The 18,618-nt window shown below is 61.5% G+C and carries 17 protein-coding genes and 4 pseudogenes; 9 read left to right on the top strand and 12 right to left on the bottom strand.

The genetic code is table 11. From position 1 onward, the window contains the following. Positions 1-137: 137 nt before the first annotated feature. Both BLW25_RS19695 and BLW25_RS19690 read left to right on the top strand, forming a co-directional pair. Entirely contained in the window at positions 138-1,085 is a 948-nt protein-coding gene (locus BLW25_RS19695; RefSeq protein WP_092903327.1) for a LysR substrate-binding domain-containing protein, read from the top strand. Between the two features lie 70 nt (positions 1,086-1,155). Beyond that, on the top strand, positions 1,156-1,527 hold the full coding sequence (locus tag BLW25_RS19690) for a transposase (RefSeq protein ID WP_092903325.1): 372 nt from the start codon (positions 1,156-1,158) through the stop codon (positions 1,525-1,527). 155 nt (positions 1,528-1,682) lie between these two features. On the opposite strand, the gene BLW25_RS19685 is transcribed toward BLW25_RS19690, so the two are convergent. Beyond that, on the bottom strand, positions 1,683-2,369 hold the full coding sequence (locus tag BLW25_RS19685) for an IS6 family transposase (RefSeq protein WP_143040571.1): 687 nt from the start codon (positions 2,367-2,369) through the stop codon (positions 1,683-1,685). 203 nt (positions 2,370-2,572) lie between these two features. On the opposite strand from BLW25_RS19685, the pseudogene BLW25_RS19680 reads away from it, so the two are divergent. Then, a pseudogene (locus tag BLW25_RS19680) lies at positions 2,573-3,751 on the top strand (IS3 family transposase). Positions 3,752-3,944: 193 nt separating this feature from the next. Here BLW25_RS19680 and BLW25_RS19675 read toward each other — a convergent pair. Then, a complete protein-coding gene (locus BLW25_RS19675; protein WP_092903321.1) occupies positions 3,945-4,163 on the bottom strand; it encodes a BrnA antitoxin family protein in 219 nt (72 codons plus the stop codon). After that, the gene (locus BLW25_RS19670) at positions 4,135-4,428 is read right to left on the bottom strand and encodes a BrnT family toxin (RefSeq protein WP_092903319.1); all 294 of its coding nucleotides are present in this window, start codon (positions 4,426-4,428) and stop codon (positions 4,135-4,137) included. The genes BLW25_RS19675 and BLW25_RS19670 overlap by 29 nt, the downstream gene beginning before the upstream one ends. A gap of 141 nt (positions 4,429-4,569) precedes the next feature. Between BLW25_RS19670 and BLW25_RS19665 the strand changes: the two are divergent. The 3 pseudogenes from BLW25_RS19665 to BLW25_RS25075 all read left to right on the top strand — a co-directional run. Next, positions 4,570-5,133: pseudogene (locus tag BLW25_RS19665) on the top strand (IS3 family transposase); the annotation flags it as partial. A 346-nt stretch (positions 5,134-5,479) separates the two neighbouring features. After that, positions 5,480-5,940 (top strand): annotated as a pseudogene (locus BLW25_RS19660) (ATPase, T2SS/T4P/T4SS family); the annotation flags it as partial. A 45-nt stretch (positions 5,941-5,985) separates the two neighbouring features. Continuing rightward, positions 5,986-6,189: pseudogene (locus tag BLW25_RS25075) on the top strand (TrbC/VirB2 family protein); the annotation flags it as partial. Positions 6,190-6,227: 38 nt separating this feature from the next. On the opposite strand, the gene BLW25_RS19650 reads toward BLW25_RS25075, so the two are convergent. From BLW25_RS19650 to BLW25_RS19620, 7 genes are all read right to left on the bottom strand, one after another. Next, positions 6,228-6,521, bottom strand: coding sequence for a hypothetical protein (locus BLW25_RS19650; RefSeq protein ID WP_092903317.1), 294 nt, complete (start codon positions 6,519-6,521; stop codon positions 6,228-6,230). Continuing rightward, positions 6,514-7,281: an ABC transporter ATP-binding protein gene (locus BLW25_RS19645; RefSeq protein WP_092903315.1), complete on the bottom strand. Its 768-nt coding sequence runs from the start codon at positions 7,279-7,281 to the stop codon at positions 6,514-6,516. Before BLW25_RS19645 ends, BLW25_RS19650 begins: the two co-directional genes overlap by 8 nt. Beyond that, positions 7,281-8,270, bottom strand: a complete 990-nt coding sequence (locus tag BLW25_RS19640) for an ABC transporter permease (RefSeq protein WP_092903313.1) — start codon at positions 8,268-8,270, stop codon at positions 7,281-7,283. Before BLW25_RS19640 ends, BLW25_RS19645 begins: the two co-directional genes overlap by 1 nt. Before the next feature lie 21 nt (positions 8,271-8,291). Then, a complete protein-coding gene (locus BLW25_RS19635) occupies positions 8,292-9,314 on the bottom strand; it encodes an ABC transporter substrate-binding protein (protein ID WP_092903311.1) in 1,023 nt (340 codons plus the stop codon). A 174-nt stretch (positions 9,315-9,488) separates the two neighbouring features. After that, the gene (locus BLW25_RS19630; protein ID WP_092903309.1) at positions 9,489-10,562 is read right to left on the bottom strand and encodes an amino acid ABC transporter permease; all 1,074 of its coding nucleotides are present in this window, start codon (positions 10,560-10,562) and stop codon (positions 9,489-9,491) included. After that, a complete protein-coding gene (locus BLW25_RS19625; RefSeq protein ID WP_216279436.1) occupies positions 10,559-11,743 on the bottom strand; it encodes an amino acid ABC transporter permease in 1,185 nt (394 codons plus the stop codon). The genes BLW25_RS19630 and BLW25_RS19625 overlap by 4 nt, the downstream gene beginning before the upstream one ends. A 14-nt stretch (positions 11,744-11,757) precedes the next feature. After that, entirely contained in the window at positions 11,758-12,783 is a 1,026-nt protein-coding gene (locus BLW25_RS19620; RefSeq protein ID WP_092903305.1) for an amino acid ABC transporter substrate-binding protein, read from the bottom strand. Between the two features lie 428 nt (positions 12,784-13,211). On the opposite strand from BLW25_RS19620, the gene BLW25_RS19615 reads away from it, so the two are divergent. Both BLW25_RS19615 and BLW25_RS19610 read left to right on the top strand, forming a co-directional pair. Continuing rightward, the gene (locus BLW25_RS19615; RefSeq protein ID WP_171909659.1) at positions 13,212-14,534 is read left to right on the top strand and encodes an O-acetylhomoserine aminocarboxypropyltransferase/cysteine synthase family protein; all 1,323 of its coding nucleotides are present in this window, start codon (positions 13,212-13,214) and stop codon (positions 14,532-14,534) included. 96 nt (positions 14,535-14,630) lie between these two features. Beyond that, complete coding sequence (locus BLW25_RS19610; RefSeq protein WP_092903303.1) at positions 14,631-15,650, top strand: isopenicillin N synthase family dioxygenase; 1,020 nt, start codon at positions 14,631-14,633, stop codon at positions 15,648-15,650. A gap of 19 nt (positions 15,651-15,669) precedes the next feature. On the opposite strand, the gene BLW25_RS19605 is transcribed toward BLW25_RS19610, so the two are convergent. After that, entirely contained in the window at positions 15,670-17,001 is a 1,332-nt protein-coding gene (locus tag BLW25_RS19605; RefSeq protein ID WP_092903301.1) for an LLM class flavin-dependent oxidoreductase, read from the bottom strand. A gap of 119 nt (positions 17,002-17,120) precedes the next feature. On the opposite strand from BLW25_RS19605, the gene BLW25_RS19600 reads away from it, so the two are divergent. Further along, complete coding sequence (locus BLW25_RS19600; RefSeq protein ID WP_092903299.1) at positions 17,121-17,411, top strand: ArsR/SmtB family transcription factor; 291 nt, start codon at positions 17,121-17,123, stop codon at positions 17,409-17,411. Positions 17,412-17,584: 173 nt separating this feature from the next. Here the strand turns inward: BLW25_RS19600 and BLW25_RS19595 are convergent, their stop codons facing one another. Next, entirely contained in the window at positions 17,585-18,616 is a 1,032-nt protein-coding gene (locus tag BLW25_RS19595; RefSeq protein WP_092903297.1) for an HlyD family secretion protein, read from the bottom strand. Between the last annotated feature and the right edge of the window lie 2 nt (positions 18,617-18,618).

Genomic DNA, 18,618 nt, shown 5'->3' with positions numbered 1-18,618 from the left:
TGGCGGAGGTGTCCGGCGATATTTCTTCTTCGACGCAGATCCGTCAACGCGGAAAAATAGCACGCTGACGCGTCAAAATAATTGACGCGATACTGGTCCAGGCCTAAGCCTGAGCTGCCAGAACCCGCGATGCAGTGATGTCAAAATACAAGAACAAGCTGAATTTTCTCGGCCATCTGACGGCTTTTGAGGCCGCCGCCCGGCTTGGCAGTTTCAGCCTTGCGGCGCGCTCGCTGGGGATCTCCAGAACCGCAGTCAGCTATCAGATTAAAGAGATGGAAATCGATCTCGGCAAACCCCTGTTCCATCGGCTGAACCGTGCCGTTCAGCTGACCGTCGAGGGTGAGAAGCTGTATGTTGCGGCCGGAAACGCGCTGGAAACGATGCTGGATGCCGCCACGCTGATCCGCGACCCTGCGGGCTCGCGCCATCTTGCCGTAACAACAACCTCGGGATTTGCAAATTTCTGGTTGCTGCCACGGCTTTCCTCGCTCCGACAGCAATATCCGGATATTGATCTTAACCTGGTTATTTCCGATGAATATATTGATCTGGAAGATAAATCCATTGATGTAGCTATCCGCTATCTGCGCAATGAACAAAAAGATGCCTCTGCGGAATTTTTACTCAATCATTCAATAGCACCGACATGCAGCGCCAATATGTTGACCCGTTTGACAGAAGATTCTTCGGCGCCTAATCTTGTTACGGAACGCCTGATATATCTTGAAAGCGCCAGATATGATCAGCAGTCAAAATGGCTGAACTGGTTCAAATCAAAAGGCATCAATATTTCAAAACTTCCGAATGGAATCTCGGTAAACGATTATGTGAATTTGATACGGATGTGCGAGGCCGGTGAAGGCTGGGCCTTGCTCGGGTCTCCGCTGATCGATCCGCAACTCAAAGCCGGCACCTTGCATCAGCCGCTCAGGATTGAGCAACTCGTGATCGGTCGGTTCGCGGTCAAGCGGCGCCAGGACGGCGAGGTGATCAACCTGTTCTGCACGTGGCTGAGCCAACAGGCGAACAACTCACAGGCCCCTCAGCCGGTTACGGCCCGGACAACCGAAGATCTGTATTGACCCGGCTTTGTTGCACTACCTCGTCGGATCACGGATTCATGTTTTTGAGTCAGCGGGTTAGTGTGGCCTCATGAGCAAGCCTGTCCCGGTTTTCCGAACGACGAACTGGTCCAGCTACAGTCAGGCTCTGAAGCGCCGTGGCTCGCTGATGGTGTGTTTTGACCCCGAGATGACCTGGTTCGCGGTGCCGGGCGGCAAGGCGGGTCATCCTGAGAGGTTTCGTCGGCTGCGATACAAGTCTGCCTACCGATCAAGGTTCTGTTCGGGCTGCCACTGCGGCAAACGACTGGGGTTCGTGGAGAGCCTTCCGAGCTTGTCCGGGCTTGATTGGCCGGTGCCGGATGACACCACGCTCTGCCGCAGACAGAGGCACCTTAAGGTGGAGATCCCGTATCGCGCGGCCTCCGGGCCGCTGCACCTGCTGGTGGACATCGGGCCATGAAGCCGCCACTGGTTCAGGGCCATGGCGAGACGGTATCAGGTTCTCGGGGATCGGCGAGTGGCCCGTTCGCCGGGAAAACGATCCCCCGGATCGTTTTCTGAGGTTCTGTCGCGAATTTCTCTGACAGACGGCCACTAGCTGGCCACCGGACAGCATTAGCCCGCCAGAGCCATGAAGGTCTGAAAGGGTGAGGCATCGCTGTTGGCGATCTGGCCCTTGCGGATCATGTGCGCGACTTCGATGCCGGCCAAGGTCGCAGCGGCGGTATGCAACGCCTTGAACCCCATCATGGGCCTCGTGATCCGCTTGATGAAGCGGTGGTCCTGCTCGATGATGTTGTTGAGGTATTTCACTTGCCGCACTTCGATGATTCCGCCGTCATCGGCGAATTTCAGGATCGTGTTTACTGCCTGAAGCCCGGCGAGGTTGGCGCCGCTTTTGTCGATGACGATCCGTTCGGGGACACCATTTGATGCGATGCATTTGCGGAAAAATCTGCGAGCCGCAGGGAGATCACGCCGCTCAGACAGCATGAAATCAATGGTTTGACCGTCCCGATCAACGGCACGGTATAGATAGGTCCACCGGCCGCGAACCTTGATGTAAGTCTCATCCGTTCGCCAGGATGTTGCAGTCTGCCGTTTGCGGATTTGCGCCTGTCCTGCCAACCGTGGGGCGTAGCGAACGACCCACCGGTTCAACGTCGCATGGTCGACGGCTACGCCACGTTCGGCCATGATCTCTTCCAAGTCACGGTAGGAGACCGGGTAACGGACATAGAAGAAAACGGCGAACAGAATGACGCTTTCGGGGTACTGCGCCCCTTTGAAAGACATTGCCATCGTCTCATCTCCAGCTGCAACCCGTTCGCTTTACCCAAATCTCAACCGGCGAAAAAGTTGCGACAGAACCCCTCAGGTTCTGCGTCGGAACTCCAGAAACAACGACAGCATATCCGACATGGCCATAGAGACGGTCTCGCAGATTGAATAGCCCCATGTTTCGTGGACGCCTTCTTTGCTAATTTTGAGGCAAGGAGGCCATGATGGGCACAGCCACTTTCAGCGACGACTTCAAGCGCGATGCGGTCGCTCAGATCACGGAGCGGGGCTACCCGGTCAGCGAGGTTTCTGAACGGCTCGGGGTGAGCAAGCACTCGCTCTATGCCTGGAAGCGCAAGTTCGCGAAGACGGCATCAGGCGAGACCGAGAAGGATGCCGAGATCCGCCTGTTGAAGCGGGAGCTGGCACGGGTTTCCGAGGAGCGCGACATCCTAAAAAAAGCCACCGCGTATTTCGCCAGGGATGCAAAGTGAGATACGCGTTTGTGGCCGAGCATCGGAGGCAATTTTCTGTCCGGGCAATGTGTCGCTGCCTGCGCATCCAGCCAAGCGGGTTCTATGCCTGGCTACAGGCTCCAATGAGCGTGCGCGCTCAGGAAGACAGGCGCCAAACTGAGCTGCTGCACAAGGCCTGGACCGAGAGCGGGAAGGTCTACGGCTATCGCAAACTTCACGATGACCTGATTGATCAAGGTGAAAGCATCTGCCCGAACCGGGTTGCCCGGCTTGCACAGCTTGCGGGGATCAAGGCGGAGATCGGCTATAAGCGCCGCCCCAGCAGCTATGGCGGCAAGCCATCGGTCGTGGTCGACATCGAGCCGGTGAACGCCACCGGTTCGAGAGAACCGGCGAGGCCTCGACCGGCAGTTTGACGTCGAAGCACCAGACTGGGTGTGGGTGACCGACATCACCTACATTCGGACGCAGGAAGGTTTTGCCTATCTTGCCGTTGTCATCGACCTCTATTCCCGGCGTGTGGTCGGCTGGGCGATGCAAAGCCGTCAGACGACAGATGTCGTCTTGCAGGCCTTGCTCATGGCTGTCTGGCGACGCAAGCCGAAGAACAAGGTGCTGATCCATTCGGACCAGGGCAGTCAGTTCACCAGCATGGATTGGGCTGCGTTTCTGCGCGCCCACAATCTTGAGCATTCGATGAGCCGCCGCGGCAACTGCCACGACAACGCAGTCGCCGAAAGCTTCTTCAACCTGCTCAAGCGCGAGCGGATCAGACGCAGGACCTACCGGACCCGCGAAGACGCAAGGCAGGACGTGTTCGATTACATCGAGATGTTCTACAACCCGAAGCGCAAGCATGCGAGAAACGGGATGCTGTCGCCCGCCGAGTTCGAACGGCAGCAGAAGATGAGACGCGAAGGCGTCTAAGAAACTCGGGGCTATTCAGGCCGTGGGGCGCTGGAAGCGCTTACACTTGGAACGAGGGCCGCTCGGTCGAACAGAAAAAGACCCTGTACAAGGCGATCGCCGACAGCCTGGCCGCGTCGCCGGGTATCTGAACCGCATCCGCTCGACCCTCTTGCAGGCGCAGGAGGCTGGCTATGCATGATGTGGAAATGGCTTACATGCCAAGCGCTTCGCGAAGTGTCGCATTAAGCCGGGTCTGCCAGCCTTTGCCACCTGCCTTAAGCCTGGCGACGATATCCGGATCCAGCATCACATTCACGCGCTGCTTCCGGTCCGCCTCAGGCAGAGGGGGACGCCCCCGTGTCGCCTTCGCAAAAAACGTACCAGGCAGTTCGCCGACTTCGTCATTCGCTTCGATGAATGGCTTCTTCATATCTGCGTTCCTCTCGTGTGTTTGCTTTACGCAAACTGATGATCCGCATGGTTTTGCCGCGCCAACACCATGCCATGACACAAAGACGCGTATTGATGGGGCCAAGCGTCACATAGCGTTGTTCTGCATATTCCTGCCGCAGATCTTCAACTGTCAGCGCCCGGTCCCAGTCGAGCAAAGCCACGCTGGCAAAATCGAGACCGCGCTGGCGCAGTGTCTCAGCTCGTTTTTGCTCGTCCCATTCAAGGTCGGGTTCATCGCTCATAGAATTTATATACACATATTAAATGCCATGTGCAACGGCGTGCAACGATCGGCCTCGTCCTGCACATGACGGTATGGACACAAAACGCGGCTGCTATTGCCCTGCTTACACTCGCTGAACGCAGCCCCCAGAGTGTTCTGTCGCCAGGCCAGGAAGGGGCGGCTTTGGTTGAACGATGGCTCTTGCGTTCGGCTGAGGCCGGAGCGCCCCAATCACGTCTGGTCCTATGATTTCGTCCAGGACCGGACCCGGGATGGGCGGATCTTCCGCACGCTCAACATCATCGACGAGTTCACGAAGGAAGCACTGGTGATCCGCGTCAAGCGCAAGCTAAACTCGACCGACATTGTCGACGCCCTGACTGATCTGTTCATCCTGCGCGGCCCGCCCGAGTTCATAAGGTCCGACAATGGCGCCGAATTCATTGCCAAAAAGGTGCAGGCATGGATCGGGGCGGTGGGTGCCAAAACGGCATTCATTGCGCCAGGATCACCGTGGGAGAACGGCTACTGCGAGAGTTTCAACGCCCGGTTCCGGGACGAAATGCTCAACGGCGAAGTCTTCCACACCCTGCACGAGGCACAGATCCTGATCGAAAGGTGGCGACGGCACTACAACACCGTCAGGCCCCACAGCGCTCTGAACTACCGGCCACCGGCCCCAGAGACCTTCGTGCAAATGGACCACAGGCCGATAATGCACTAACATTCAAACCGGACCACTCAGTGGGGCATTCCACGGGCCGTCATTCATCAAGGCGATTGAATGACCTTACCAATCACAGTGGAGGGTCGCAATCTTGCGGGCATTGAAACAGCGATGTCCTGGCGGTGCTATTCTGAGCAGGTGCAGCCAGCGCTGAGGCGCTCCGTGAGTAGGCCACCATTGGGCCGGATCACGTTGTGATCGCCCATCCGCCTCCTGTTCACGCAACGCACGAGATGTCGCCACCGCCGTTTTCCTGTATTTGCACGCCATACTACTACGACGGTCGAAACTTGTTGAAACGACCCGTTTCGGGTCTCTTTTAGTCATCCCCATCCGGGGACCATCTCTCACCAACGCGCTGCTCTCCGAAGTCGCAAAAGGCGCGGATCGCGTCGTCATCATCGAGGACACGCGCGAGTTGCAATGCGCGGCGCCCAATCTGGTGGCGATGCGGACCAAAGAGGGTGTCGCCACTCTGTCCGATCTGGTGCGCTCGTCGCTGCACCTACGCCCCGACCGCATTCCGATCGGTGAGGTTCGTGGGGCCGAGGCGCTGGATCTCCTCAAAGCCTGGGGCACCGGCCACCCGGCGGCATCGGCACCATCCATGCCGGTTCCGGCATCGGCGCGCTGCGCCGCCTCGAACAACTCATCCAGGAAGCCGTTGTCACCGTTCCGCGCGCCATGATCGCGGAGACCATCGACCTCGTCGCCGTCCTTGCCGGTAGCGGTTCCGCACGGCGGCTTGTCGAACTCGCCCGCATCGAAGGTCTCGGACCCGACAGCGACTACCGGATTTCCCCCCGCCTTTTCAGAACCCGACACCACCCACAACGCTGGAAAACCTGCATGATCCGTCGTGCCTTCCGTACCCACCATCATATCGCAACCGCCGGCGCCTTCGCCTGGGTGAGCCTGATGACATCCCCGGCCTGGGCCTCCGGCTCATCCATGTCTTGGGAGGCGCCGCTGCAATCCATCCTCGAATCCGTCGAAGGCCCGGTGGCGAAAATCGTGGCTGTGATCATCATCATCGTCACTGGCCTGACGCTGGGCATAATAAACGGAACCGGTTGTCAATCTCACAAGGGTCAGCTGCGCCGCAGTGCAGCAAAAAGCCCGCCGGACAGCAGCAGGAAGACGCCAGCCTGGAACAACTCGGGACGATAGGCTTTCGGGATCAGCAGGTAATCAACGCTGCAAAGCGACAGCATCAGCTGGCAGGTATAGCCCGATGTGCCCCAGAGACAGGGCGCGGCCTGGCTGTATTTGCCATAGCCCTCGCTCACGATGGTGCCGAAAATCACATACCACCACAGGAGGGCGAGGAGGATCAGCCCGGCCCCGGCGGCCAGAACCCAGACCGGTCGCAGACGGTCAGACATCCTCCAGGACCCCGAGGCTGGCAAGAAGCCGCGTTCGCAGCGCAATCAGCGCGGAGTCATCGCGGCGGCGGGGATGGGGGCGGTCTACCCGCAGCTCCTCGATGATACGGGCCGGGCGCGGCGAGAACAGCACTACCCGATCGGCCAACAACAGAGCCTCTTCAACATCATGGGTGACGAGAAGGGCGGTAAAGCCACGATCCTGCCAGAGGCGGATCAGATCCTTTTGCAGATTGAGCCGCGTGAGGCTGTCGAGTTTGCCCAGAGGCTCATCCAGCAAGAGGAGACGCGGGTCATTGACCAGCGCCCGGGCAATCGCCGCCCGCTGCGCCATGCCGCCAGACAACTGATGCGGGAAAGCCGCGCCGAAAGCTTCCAGCCCGACGAGACGCAGCGCCTCATCGACACGGGCCTGCTTTGCCGCCAGCTCGCCGCGAGCTTCGGGGCCGGCTTCGACATTGCGGCGCACTGTGCGCCAGGGGAAAAGGGTCGCTTCCTGAAAGACGAGAATGCGCTCTGGGCCGGGGCCGGTGATCGGCGTACCGCCGGCCAGTGCCTCACCCGCGCGCGGCAGTTCCAGCCCGGCCGCAAGCCGCAGAAGGGTCGACTTGCCGCAGCCTGATGGCCCCAGCAGTGCTACGAATTCGCCGGGCGCTACATCGAGGGACACATCCTCCAGCACCGGCAACAGCGTGCCGCCGATATCATATCCATGCGAGACATGGTCGAAGCGCAGCCCGACGGGGGTGACAGCAGACATCAGAGGATTCCCTTCTGCCAGCCCAGCAACCGGTCCCGGATCAGGAACAAAAGCTTCACCAGCCCGGCGCAGATCAGTGCCATGACAATCAACGCGGCATAGACATTGGCATAGGCCGAATAGGCTGTGTTGAACTGCAGATACCAGCCCAGGCCGAATTTTGCGCCGAGCATCTCGGCCACCACCAGCACGGCAAAGCTGTAGTAAAGCCCCATGAAGAGCCCGACAAACACATTGGGCAGCGCCGCGGGAATGGCGATTTTGGTCACCTGCCAGCGGCTGGTTGCGCCAAGCGTCCGCGCCACGTCATAAAAGGCGCGGTTGACCTGGGATATCCCCGATGCAGTCAGGATCGCGACCGGGATCCCCGAGGCCAGCGCCACCAGAAATACCGAGGCCTGGAAGGTCGAGGGAAAGATGAAAAAGGCGCAGGGGATCCAGGCGCTGGCGGGCACCGGCCCGATCAGCTTCAGCACCGGCATCCCCCAATAGGCGAAGCGCTTTGACCAGCCCAGGCCCACTCCGGCCAGAAAGCCCACCAAAATGCCGATAAAAAAACCCAGGCCCCAAAGTCGCCCGGTATAGGCGATGCAGATCAAAAGCCGGTCCCAGTCGGTCATATAGACATTCAAAAGACCCTGTGGCGGCGAAAAGAACGGCTTTGGCAACCAGCCGAGCTTTGCGGTGATCACCTCCCACAGCAAAAGCCACAGGCCCAGCACGATGAACCATGGGCCGTAATGCGTCAGGGTGCTGCTTTGCCCGGGCGGCACGGTGAAGGCCAGCGCGAGGAAGATCGCGGCGACCGTTCCCGTGAGCGCGGCGAAGGTACCGGTCGCACCCCATTGGATGACATCGGGCAGGATCAGTGTCACCACCGAGACCGAACCCCAGGCCAGCGCGGCAAGCAGACCGTCGCGCCAGATGGGCAGGGGCAGGCGGGTGGCGGGGGCGTAAACCCCCCGCCCGCTTTCAGGCAGATCGCTCATTCAGGATCGTCCAGTCAGGGTTCAGGCGAAAATGTCGATGGTGATGCGGCTGGCGATCTCTTCCGGATCGGTCGAGGCATCGGCCACGCCGGTCAGCTTAAGATCTTCATAGCCGCGTCGAACCTCATCGCGCAGTTTGTCGCCGAACCAGTGCTCATGATAGGTGAAAGAGGCCAGAACCTCGGTCAGGGTCTCGACCGACATGCCGGGGCGCAAAGTGTCGAAATACCATTGCGCGACCTCGTCCGGATGGGCCGCGGTATATTGGTGCACCTCGAGATTGGCGGCGGCGACGCGTTTCAGCGCGTCTTTGTTGGTCTCGTAATAATCCCCGTTCACGCCCAGCACGCAGCAAACCCGGTCCTGGAAGCTGAGCGTCTGGGTGTCGGCGACGCGGTGGAACTTATGTTCCTTTTCCCAGCCATAAGCCCAGGGATCCATATGCGCCAGCGCATCCGCCTCGCCGCGCAGCACGGCCTCGGCCACCAGATCGAAGGGGAAGACTTTCCAGGTCACATCCTGATCGGGGTCAAGCCCGGCCTTCTTCAGCGCGACCGAAAACGCCACGCGTGAGGGCGACATGACATCAAAGGTGCCGATGGTTTTGCCGCGCAGATCTTCCAGTGTTCTGATGCCGCTGTCCTGAGGTGTCAGGATGCTCTGGCAGCCGCCATGCGATCCGGCGAAAAGTTTGACGTCAAAGCCCTGCTCGATCGGTTTCAGCCAGTCATACAAAAGACCCGGCCCGGCCTCGGCCTTGCGGGTGGCAAGCGCCTGGATCAGGGTCTGGCCGCTGGCGCCCTGGTAGAACAGTTCCACATCCAGCCCGTGTTTCTCGAAAATGCCCTTTTCCAGCGCGAACCCGACAGGGGCGTGGCAGGCGGCCACTTCGGTCCATTCAAGTTTGATTTTGGTCAGGTTGCCGGCCATGGCGCGGCGTGTGCTGACCCCGGTCGAAAGCCCGACCGCGCCAAGGCCCGCCGCCGCCGCGCCGGTTGTCAGAAGTGTGCGGCGCGACAGGCCGTTTCGGAGGGATGCTGTCATAATGCGCGTTCGCTTTTGCTGAGAAAGGAAGGGGTAATCGGGGGCCGGAATGGATCAGGTCAGAGGATAGATCAGGGCCGGGGGAACAGGATTTCGAAGACCACCCTTCGGCTGGCACAGCCATGTCTGGCTATGTGGGTCCGGGGGAAATTCCCTCTTCCCGTCGGCGCATGGTCATCGCCGGCGCAGCCGCGTTTCCAGCCAGCGGCTGTAGCGCGAGCCGCCATAGCAGAGCAGGAAATAGATCACGGCCGCGAAGACATAGGCCTCGTTGTAAAAGCCCAACCATTGCGTGTCGGTGGTCGAGGCCCGGGCGGTGTTCAAAAGATCGAACGCGCCGATTACCGCCAGCAGCGAAGTCGCCAGCAGAAAGCCGATGCCAAGATTAACCAGCCCCGGGATCACCTGGCGCAAAGCCTGGGGCAACACCACCAGCTGCATGATCCGCCAATAGCCCAGCCCGAGTGACTGTGCCGCCTCAGCCTGGCCCGGGCCAACGGTTTGCAGCCCGCCCCGCACGACCTCTGCCAGATAGGCGGTCCAGAACAAGGCGACCATGATCGTGGCGCGGATCAGCTTATCCAGGATTATGCCCTGCGGCAAAGCCAGCGGCAGGATCAGCATGGCGAAATACAGGATCGCGACCATTGGAATGGCGCGCATCACCTCGATATAGGTGACCGAAATCAGCCGCAGCCCGCCCATTTTTGAGGCCCGTGCCAGCGCCAGAAGCACCGCGGCCGGAAAGGCAAAGGCCATGCAGGTCGACCACACCAGCAGCGTCACTGGCAACCCGCCCCAGTCATTCAGCGAGACCCGCACCAGCAGACCGGCGGTCCATGTGCCACCGGCCATCAGCGCCCAGGCCAGCGCCAGCGTGACTGGCCAGGCCAGGATCAGGAACGGTCCCCAGAAGCGTGGCAGGGCCGAAGCCACCATCAGCCCCAGAAGCGCAATGATCACGAGGATCGGGCGCCAGAGATGCTCGCCCGGGTAGAAGGCGAAAAGGATGAAGCGAGCCTTGGCGCGCAGAAAGGCCCAGCAGGCGCCGCTGGCAGCGCGACATTCTTCCTGTGTGCCACTGAAGACCGCATCCGTGATCGCCCAATGGATCAAAGGTGGCAGGATCAGCGCCAGTATCAGCACCGAGGCCAGCGTCAGCACGGTGTTCAGCGGCCCGCCCGCGAGGCTACGCCATAAGGGCGCCACCAGGTCGCGGCTGCGATAATTCATAAAGATCACGCTCATCTGCGCCCCTCTCCGCGCAGGGCGACGCGGCGGTTGTAATGGTTCATCAGCGCGGCCACGCATAGGTTGAGCAAGAGGAAGGTCCCCGCCATGATCAGCACTGCCTCGATGGCCTGGCCGGTGGTGTTCGCGGTGGTGTTCAGGACCGAGACGAGATCGGGATAGCCGATCGCGACGGCGAGGCTCGAATCCTTGGTCAGATCGAGAAAGACCGAGGTGGTCAGCGGCACGATCACTCTGAGCGCCTGGGGCAGGATCACGAGGCGCATGATCTGCCAGTCGGACAGGCCCATGGCGCGGGCGGCTTCACGCTGGCCCTCGGGGACGGACAGGATGCCGGCGCGTACGATCTCGGCAATCGCGGCCGAGAATTTGACCACCAGTGCAACCAGAAGCGCAGCATATTCCGGCGAAAGCGTCAGCCCGCCCCGCACGTTCAGCCCTTTAAGCACGGGGATGTCAAAGCTGAGGCCCGCCTGCCAGAAAATCCCGGCGATCAGCGCCAGGGCAACGGGCCAGATGCCGCGCCTGAGCCTTGCAAACCGGCGCAGTGCCAGCACGGCGACGATCACGACCGCGCAGGCCAGAAGCGGCCAGAGCCAGCCAGCCTCGACCACCGGGGCTGGGACATAGACACCGCGATTGGTCAGCCAGATACCGCCCCCATGTACCGCCTGTTTCGGTCCAGGAAGGTTGCGCGCCAGTGCGATCCAGAAGAACAGCTGCAACAACAGCGGCGTGTTACGGATCAGTTCGACATAGATCCTGACCAGCCGGGTCAGAAGCGGGTTCCCCATCAGCCCAAGAACCCCAAGCGCCGTCCCGAGCAAAGCCGCCAGCACACAGCCGATCAGCGCCACCCGCAGCGTATTGATCACGCCGACGCCGATGGCGCGCAGATAGGTATCGCCGGCTGAGAAGGGGATAGCGCTCTCGCCGATCTGGAAGCTGGCGGCGCGCGACAGAAAGGCGAAGCCGGGCGAGATCCCGGCCTTCTCCAGCGCGGCGGCAATGTTCTGGCCCAAAAGCCAGAGCCCGGCCAGGATGACCAGGACCAGCGCCAGCTGGGTATAGGGGCGCGGCCCCCACCATGCGACCAGCGCGGGGATGACCCCGCGCCGATGCGGTGATTGGCCCCGCCCAGCCTCATTGGGCCCTGCCTCACGGAGGGGGATCTTCACCTTCTCTGACCTGCTCAGCGGAAGGGCGGCGAATAAAGCAGCCCGCCATTGGTCCAGATGTCGTTGTAGCCGCGCTCCCAGCCCAGCGGTGTCAGGTGGCGGTCATAGATCTCGCCGTAATTGCCCACGGTCTTGATGATCTTATAGGCCCAGTCCGGCTTGAACCCGATGGCCTCGGCCAAAGACGGATCAACGCCGAGGAAGCGCTGGATCGCCGGATCTTCCGATTTCAGGAATTCATCGACATTGGCCGAGGTGATGCCCCATTCTTCGGCCTGGATCGTGGCATAGACGGTCCAGTTGACGATTTCGAGCCATTGGTCATCACCGGCCTTGATCGCAGGCGCAAGCGGCTCTTTCGACAGCCGTTCGGGCAGAAGCACATAGTCATCGGGGTTTTTCAGCTGCTGCAGCTTGCCCACGAGATCCGAGCTGTCCTGGGTGATCGCATCGACCCGGCCCGATTCCAGCGCCGCGATGAATTCCGACGTGTCTTCAATGGTGACGGGGGTGAATTCATGGCCGGATTTGCGGAAGAAGTCGGCGATGTTCAATTCACCCGTGGTGCCCGATTGCACCCCGATCACCGCGCCGTCGAGCTCTGTCGCCGTGGTCACGCCGAGTTCCTTGCGTGCAAGGATGCCCTGGCCGTCATAGAAAACGGTCGGCCCGAAATGGAAGCCGAGATTGAAGGCGCGGTTGATGGTGACCGTGACGCCCGACAGGAGGATGTCAAATTCGCCGGCCTGAAGCGCGGGCAGGCGCTGCTGTGGCGAAGAGTTGGTGAACTCCACCTTACCGTCTTCATTGAAGACCGCGATGGACAGCGCCCGGCCGTAATCAATGAAGAAGCCCTGCCATTTGCCCTCGCTGTCGGGCGAGAAGAAACCCGGCGTGGTGCCGACACCGACCTTGATCACACCGCGCTCTTTGATGGCGTCCAGCGTGCCGCCGGCTGTGGCGGGAAGGGCGGTTGCGGCAAGCGCCGCCGCTGCTGCAAGACCGCGCAGGGTGCGGCCGAAAAGTCGTTCATTGCGCATGTAAAGATGCTCCGATATCTGCCGATTTCATGAGGCAATCCGAGCGCGGAGCCTGAATTATATCAAGTATCTTGCTGATCTACATGATATTTCTGTAATTGCGCGATCGAAGAGCAGCTCTCTTTCGCCGCAGTGGCGGCGCATAGAATAATCCTGCTGTCGTCCGCCGGTTCTGCTTTTCGAATCACATCAGATACAGGCTGCGCTGCCGCGCCAGGCAAAGAAATCATCTGTGGTTTTTCCCGTTCCGGGGCGGTTTCGCGCAGAAAAGATCAACTCTCCTGCCGGGGCAGGGGCGAAGGAAATCTCTTTCCCTGAATGCCCCCGATAAGACGATTGAAACAATCGTGATGATTTGACGATGCTGATGCCATCTCACATTGCGGGCCGTTGCCCGACCCCCTGATCCACCAGAAAGGATGATCCCGATGGCGACGACCAGCCTGCACCCCGAGACGCTCGCCCTGCATGGCGGCACCTGGCGCACCGATCCGGCGACCGGCTCGCTCGCGGTGCCGATCTACCAGAATACCAGCTTCCAGTTTGACGATACCGCCCATGCCGCACGGCTCTTCGCGCTGGAAGAGCTGGGCAATATCTATTCCCGCATCGGCAATCCTACGACTGACGCGCTGGAAACCCGGCTCGCGCAGATCGAAGGCGGCGCGGCGGCGCTGGCGCTGGCCTCGGGCCAGGCTGCGACCTTTTTCGCGCTGACGAATATCGCCCAGGCAGGCGATAATATCGTCGCCTCGACCGATCTTTACGGCGGCACGGTCACGCTGTTGTCGAATACGCTGAAGCAGTTCGGCATCGCGGTACGGTTCGTCGACCAGGCCGATCCGCAGAATTTCGTCCGCGCGACCGATGACAAAACCCGCGCCTGGTTTGGCGAGACGCTGCCGAATCCCAAGCTTCAGGTCTTCCCGATTGCCGAAGTGGCCGAGCTGGGCAGCAAGATCGGCGTGCCGCTGATCCTCGACAACACTGCCGCGCCGCTGACCGCGAAACCGCTGAAACATGGCGCGGCGGTGGTGGTCTATTCCACCACTAAATATATCGGCGGCCATGGCACCGCGATTGGCGGCGCGATCATCGATGGCGGCAATTTCGATTGGGAGGCCCATGCCGCCCGTTTCCCGCTTTTGACGCGGCCCGATGCCGCCTATCACGGCGCGATCTGGACCGAGGCTGCCAAACCGCTTGGCCCCATCGCCTATGTGCTGCGCGCGCGGGTCAAGCTGCTGCGCGACATCGGCGCCTCGGTCGCGCCGCAAAACGCCTTCCTGACGTTGCAGGGGCTGGAGACGCTGCCTTTGCGCATCCGCCAGCACAATGAAAACGCCCGTCAGGTCGCGGATGTCCTGGCCGCGCTGCCAGGTGTCACCCAGGTGATCTATCCCGGCCTGCAGGGCGGCGAGGCCCGGCGCCGTGCCGATACCTATCTGGAAGGTGGCTATGGCGCACTGATCGGGTTTGAGCTGGAAGGCGGCGTTGATGCCGGCCGCGCTTTCATCGACGCGCTGCAGCTGTTCCATCATGTGGCGAATATCGGCGATGCGCGCAGCCTTGCGATCCATCCGGCCTCGACCACGCATCAGCAGCTGACCGAAGCTGAACAACACGCTGCAGGCGTTACGCCGGGCTATGTGCGGCTTTCGATCGGGATCGAGCATCCGGAAGATATCATCGCCGATCTGAAACAGGCACTTGAGGCGGCATCGGGCAATCGCGACCGCAAGGCCGCGTAAAGATCCGCCGCGAAACCTGGGTGTGAAAACCAGGGCGGGGAGGGGCCGTCTCCTCCCCGCGTCTTACCTTGCAATGCGCCGGATCAGGAGCACAGATTGTCCAGCACCCTTCCCATTCTCGATGTCTCGCGTTTCCATGCCGGGCCTGACGCCCGCGCAGCTTTCGTTGAGGAACTGCGCGCGGTGCTCCATGATCACGGGTTTTTCTACCTGACCGGCCATGATGTCCCGGAGACACTGATCCAGGATCTGAAACGCCTGTCACGGGCGTTTTTCGCGCTGCCCGAGGCCGAGAAGCTGGCGGTCGAGATGGTGAAATCGCCGCATTTTCGCGGCTATAACCGCGCCGGGCTGGAACATACGCGCGGCGAGCAGGACTGGCGCGAGCAGATCGATTTCAATACCGAAGGCGAGCCCCTCCCGGATGGTACAGATCCCTGGAGCCGGCTGCATGGCCCCAACCAATGGCCCGACGCGCTGCCCGATCTGAAACCGGTGGTGCTCGACTATCAGGAACGGGTGACGGCGCTTGGGATCGACCTTTTGCAGGCGATTGCGCTGGCGCTTGGCCTGGAGGCGGATGCGTTCCGCGCGGTTTACGACCCGCAGCCGACCCAGCTTCTGAAGCTGATCCGCTATCCGGGGCGCGATGTGGCCGAGACCGATCAGGGTGTCGGGGCGCATAAGGATGGCGGCATCATCACCATTCTTTTGCAAGACGAGGTCGAGGGGCTGCGGGTCCAGACGCTTGATGGTGACTGGATCAAGGTGCCGCCGCTGCCGGGCACATTCGTGATCAATTCAGGCGAGCTGCTGGAACTGGCGACCAATGGCTTCGTGCGCGCCGATGTGCATGACGTGATCGCGCCGCCGCCTGGGGTAGAGCGGTTTTCCTACGCCTTCTTCCTCGGCGCGCATTACGACGCCGAGATCCCGGTCCTGCCGCTTCCTGAGGCGCTGAAAAGCCGCGAGCGTGGGCTGACGGTCGACCCGCTGAACCCGCTCTTTCGCAATGTCGGGCTGAACCATCTGAAAAGCCGCCTGCGCTCGCATCCCGATGTGGCGCATGCCCATCATGGCGATCTGCTCAGGGCGGGGCTGGCCGGGAACGGCTGAACCGCGCCCCGACGCTCGCTCAGCCGGGGAAAAACCGGTTCGGCGGGCGTTTGAGGCCCAGATGATCGCGCAGCGTCGCCCCCTCATAGTCGCGGCGAAAGAGGCCGCGGCGTTGCAGTTCCGGCACCACTTGGTCGGTGAAATCTGTCAACCCCGCCGGCAGGAAGGGGAACATGATGTTGAACCCGTCAGAGCCGCCCTGATCGATCCATTCCTCCATCTTATCGGCAATGCTTGCGGGCGTGCCGATGAAGGAAAGGCCGGAATAGCCACCCTGTCGCTGCGCCAGCTGGCGGACGGTAAGCCCCTCGCTGCGGGCCATTGCGATCACCCGGTCGCGGCTGGATTTCGACTGGTTGGTCTCGGGCAGATCCTCGGGCAAAGGCGCATCCGGGTCAAAGCCCGAGGCATCAATCCCGAGCGCGATCGAAAGCGAGGCAATCGCGCTTTCATAATAGACCAGACTGTCCAGCGCGGCACGTTTCGCCTTTGCCTCGGCAATGGTCTCGCCCACGATCACAAAGGCGCCGGGCAGGATCACGATATCTTCGCGCGCCCGGCCCGCCGCCACCGCCCGCGCTTTCACATCGGCATAAAAGGCGCGTCCATCGGCGAGGCTTTGCGGCGCGGCAAACACCGCCTCGGCGGTTTCCGCCGCAAGCTGGCGACCGGGCTCGGAGGCGCCGGCCTGCACGATCACTGGCCAGCCCTGCGGAGGCCGCGCGATGTTCAGCGGTCCGCGCACCGAAAGCTCTGGCCCTTTGTGACCCAGCACATGCATCCGGCCCGGGTCGAAATACTGGCCGCTTTGCACGTCGCGCGTGAAGGCATCATCGGCAAATGTGTCCCAGAGCCCGGTCACCACATCATAGAATTCCCGCGCCCGTGCATAGCGGTCGGCATGGTCGGGCTGGTCTTCGCGCCCGAAATTCAGCGCCGCATCAGGGTTCGAGGTGGTGACGATATTCCACCCCGCGCGCCCGCCGGAAATATGATCCAGCGAGGCAAAGCGCCGCGCGACGTGATAGGGCTCGTCATAGCTGGTCGAGGCCGTTGCGATCAGCCCGATCCGTTCCGTCACCGCCGCCAGCGCGGACAGCAGCGTGAAGGGTTCAAACGAGGTGACGGTGTGGCTGCGCCTGAGCGCCTCGACCGGCATATTCAGCACGGCAAGGTGGTCGGCCATGAAAAAGGCGTCAAACTTCGCCGCCTCGAGCCTTTTCGCCATATAGGTCAGATGGCGGAGGTTGAAATTCGCATCCGGCCAGGCACCGGGATAGCGCCATGCGCCGGTATGCAGCGAGACCGGCCGCATGAAGGCGCCCAGGTGAAGCTGACGTTCACGGCTCATGATGACATTCCTGCTAAAGACGGGCAGAGTTTATATCGGGATTTGTAAAATGATATATCGGATTTTTACGATATAAGACAGAATTGATCTCCTGAGAGAGACCCGGCAGAGGTGCGGACATGGATGAGGATCTGATCCTGAAGGCCCTGGCGCATCCGGCGCGGCGGCAGATGCTGGCCTGGATGCGCACGCCGGAGCAACATTTCCCCGACCAGGCGCTGCCCCATGATCTGGGTATCTGCGCCGGGCAGTTCGCGCGTTGCGGCCTCGCGCAATCTTCGGTTTCGGCACATCTTGCGGTGCTGACGGCGGCGGGGCTGATCGTGCGGGAGCGGATCGGACAATGGGTGTTCTATCGCCGGGACGAGGCGGTGATCGCCGCCTTTCGCAGCGCGCTGGCCGCTCTCTGACCGGGTCGGGCGAGGCCAAAGCCAGGCGCCAGGCGCCAGGATGGCATAAAACACCGCCCCCATCCGGCTCGGCGCAGGCAGATCCGCGATATACACGCCAAGGGCGGTATCGGCATAAAACGGCGCCACATCGCGGTGAAACACGTATTGCGCCCGCAGAAAGCCATCCCGCGTCAGTCGGGCTGCACCGAGGCCACCACCGAGAATCCAGGCGCCAGCAGTTCGGCCCGCGCCTGGCCGGGGTCAATCCCGATCCGGACCGGCACACGCTGCGCTATCTTGGTGAAATTGCCGGTGGCATTGGTGCCGGCGATCAGGCTGAATTCCGAGGCCGTGGCGGGCGAGAAACTCTCGATCACGCCGGTAAAGACCTGGCCATGCAGCGCATCGACGCTGAAATGCACTTTCTGCCCGACGGCGAGGCTGTTCAGGCTGCCCTCATTGAAATTCGCGATCAGCCAGAGATCCTGGCCGACATGCGAGACCAGCGCGGTGCCGGGCGAGACATATTGCCCGACCCGGACCGCGATCTGCCCCAGCTTGCCCGCAGCCGGCGCGCGGATCACGGTGTTCCCGAGATCGATCCGGGTGAGCTCCACAGCGGCATTGGCATTGTCGATCTGGGCCTGGGCGCTTGCGATCTGCACCTTTGCATTGGCGAGCTGTTCGCGCTGCACATCCATCGTTGCCTGGGCCTGGGTCTGGGCGGTCAGTGCCTTTTGCAGCGCAAGTTCTGTCTGTTCCAGCGCCGCCTCGGTCGCCACGCCGCGCTCGCGCAGTGATGTGGTGCGGCTGTTGTCCGAGCGCGCCGTCTGGACCGCGAGATCGGCCGAGGCCAGCGCTGCCGCATCCGATTCCAGCACCGCCTCGGCCGAGCGTACATTCTGCACCGCGACCTCCATCGCAGCTTTTGCGCCGGCCAGCCCGGCTTCGGCCTGGGCGAGTTTCTGGCGGTAGATGCGGTCGTCAAGCACCGCGATCACATCGCCCTCGCGCACCTCCTGGAAATCCTGGACCTCCACTTTCGCGATATAGCCGGAAAGCTGCGGGGAGATCGTGGTGACCCGACCGCGCAGATAGGCGTTTTCAGTGGTGGGGGCCGAGGGTGCGAAAGGCGGCAGATGCCAGGCGAAAAGCACCAGCAACAGCCCGGCGAGGCCAATCACCCCGGCGATAATGGTGGGCACAAGGAAGGAACGGCTCATGG

The sequence above is a fragment of the Rhodobacter sp. 24-YEA-8 genome (assembly GCF_900105075.1).
Taxonomy (GTDB): Bacteria; Pseudomonadota; Alphaproteobacteria; order Rhodobacterales; family Rhodobacteraceae; genus Pseudogemmobacter.
Note: the sequence above shows the minus strand (reverse complement) of the source record. Positions and strands in the feature narration are given on the sequence as shown.

Bases quoted from the DNA above. Each gene is read 5' to 3' on its own strand.
- BLW25_RS19695 (WP_092903327.1), top strand. From the start codon at position 138: ATGTCAAAATACAAGAACAAGCTGAATTTTCTCGGCCATCTGACGGCT.
- BLW25_RS19690 (WP_092903325.1), top strand. From the start codon at position 1,156: ATGAGCAAGCCTGTCCCGGTTTTCCGAACGACGAACTGGTCCAGCTAC.
- BLW25_RS19685 (WP_143040571.1), bottom strand. From the start codon at position 2,369: ATGGCAATGTCTTTCAAAGGGGCGCAGTACCCCGAAAGCGTCATTCTG.
- BLW25_RS19675 (WP_092903321.1), bottom strand. From the start codon at position 4,163: ATGAAGAAGCCATTCATCGAAGCGAATGACGAAGTCGGCGAACTGCCT.
- BLW25_RS19670 (WP_092903319.1), bottom strand. From the start codon at position 4,428: ATGAGCGATGAACCCGACCTTGAATGGGACGAGCAAAAACGAGCTGAG.
- BLW25_RS19650 (WP_092903317.1), bottom strand. From the start codon at position 6,521: ATGTCTGACCGTCTGCGACCGGTCTGGGTTCTGGCCGCCGGGGCCGGG.
- BLW25_RS19645 (WP_092903315.1), bottom strand. From the start codon at position 7,281: ATGTCTGCTGTCACCCCCGTCGGGCTGCGCTTCGACCATGTCTCGCAT.
- BLW25_RS19640 (WP_092903313.1), bottom strand. From the start codon at position 8,270: ATGAGCGATCTGCCTGAAAGCGGGCGGGGGGTTTACGCCCCCGCCACC.
- BLW25_RS19635 (WP_092903311.1), bottom strand. From the start codon at position 9,314: ATGACAGCATCCCTCCGAAACGGCCTGTCGCGCCGCACACTTCTGACA.
- BLW25_RS19630 (WP_092903309.1), bottom strand. From the start codon at position 10,562: ATGAGCGTGATCTTTATGAATTATCGCAGCCGCGACCTGGTGGCGCCC.
- BLW25_RS19620 (WP_092903305.1), bottom strand. From the start codon at position 12,783: ATGCGCAATGAACGACTTTTCGGCCGCACCCTGCGCGGTCTTGCAGCA.
- BLW25_RS19615 (WP_171909659.1), top strand. From the start codon at position 13,212: ATGGCGACGACCAGCCTGCACCCCGAGACGCTCGCCCTGCATGGCGGC.
- BLW25_RS19605 (WP_092903301.1), bottom strand. From the start codon at position 17,001: ATGAGCCGTGAACGTCAGCTTCACCTGGGCGCCTTCATGCGGCCGGTC.
- BLW25_RS19600 (WP_092903299.1), top strand. From the start codon at position 17,121: ATGGATGAGGATCTGATCCTGAAGGCCCTGGCGCATCCGGCGCGGCGG.
- BLW25_RS19595 (WP_092903297.1), bottom strand. From the start codon at position 18,616: ATGAGCCGTTCCTTCCTTGTGCCCACCATTATCGCCGGGGTGATTGGC.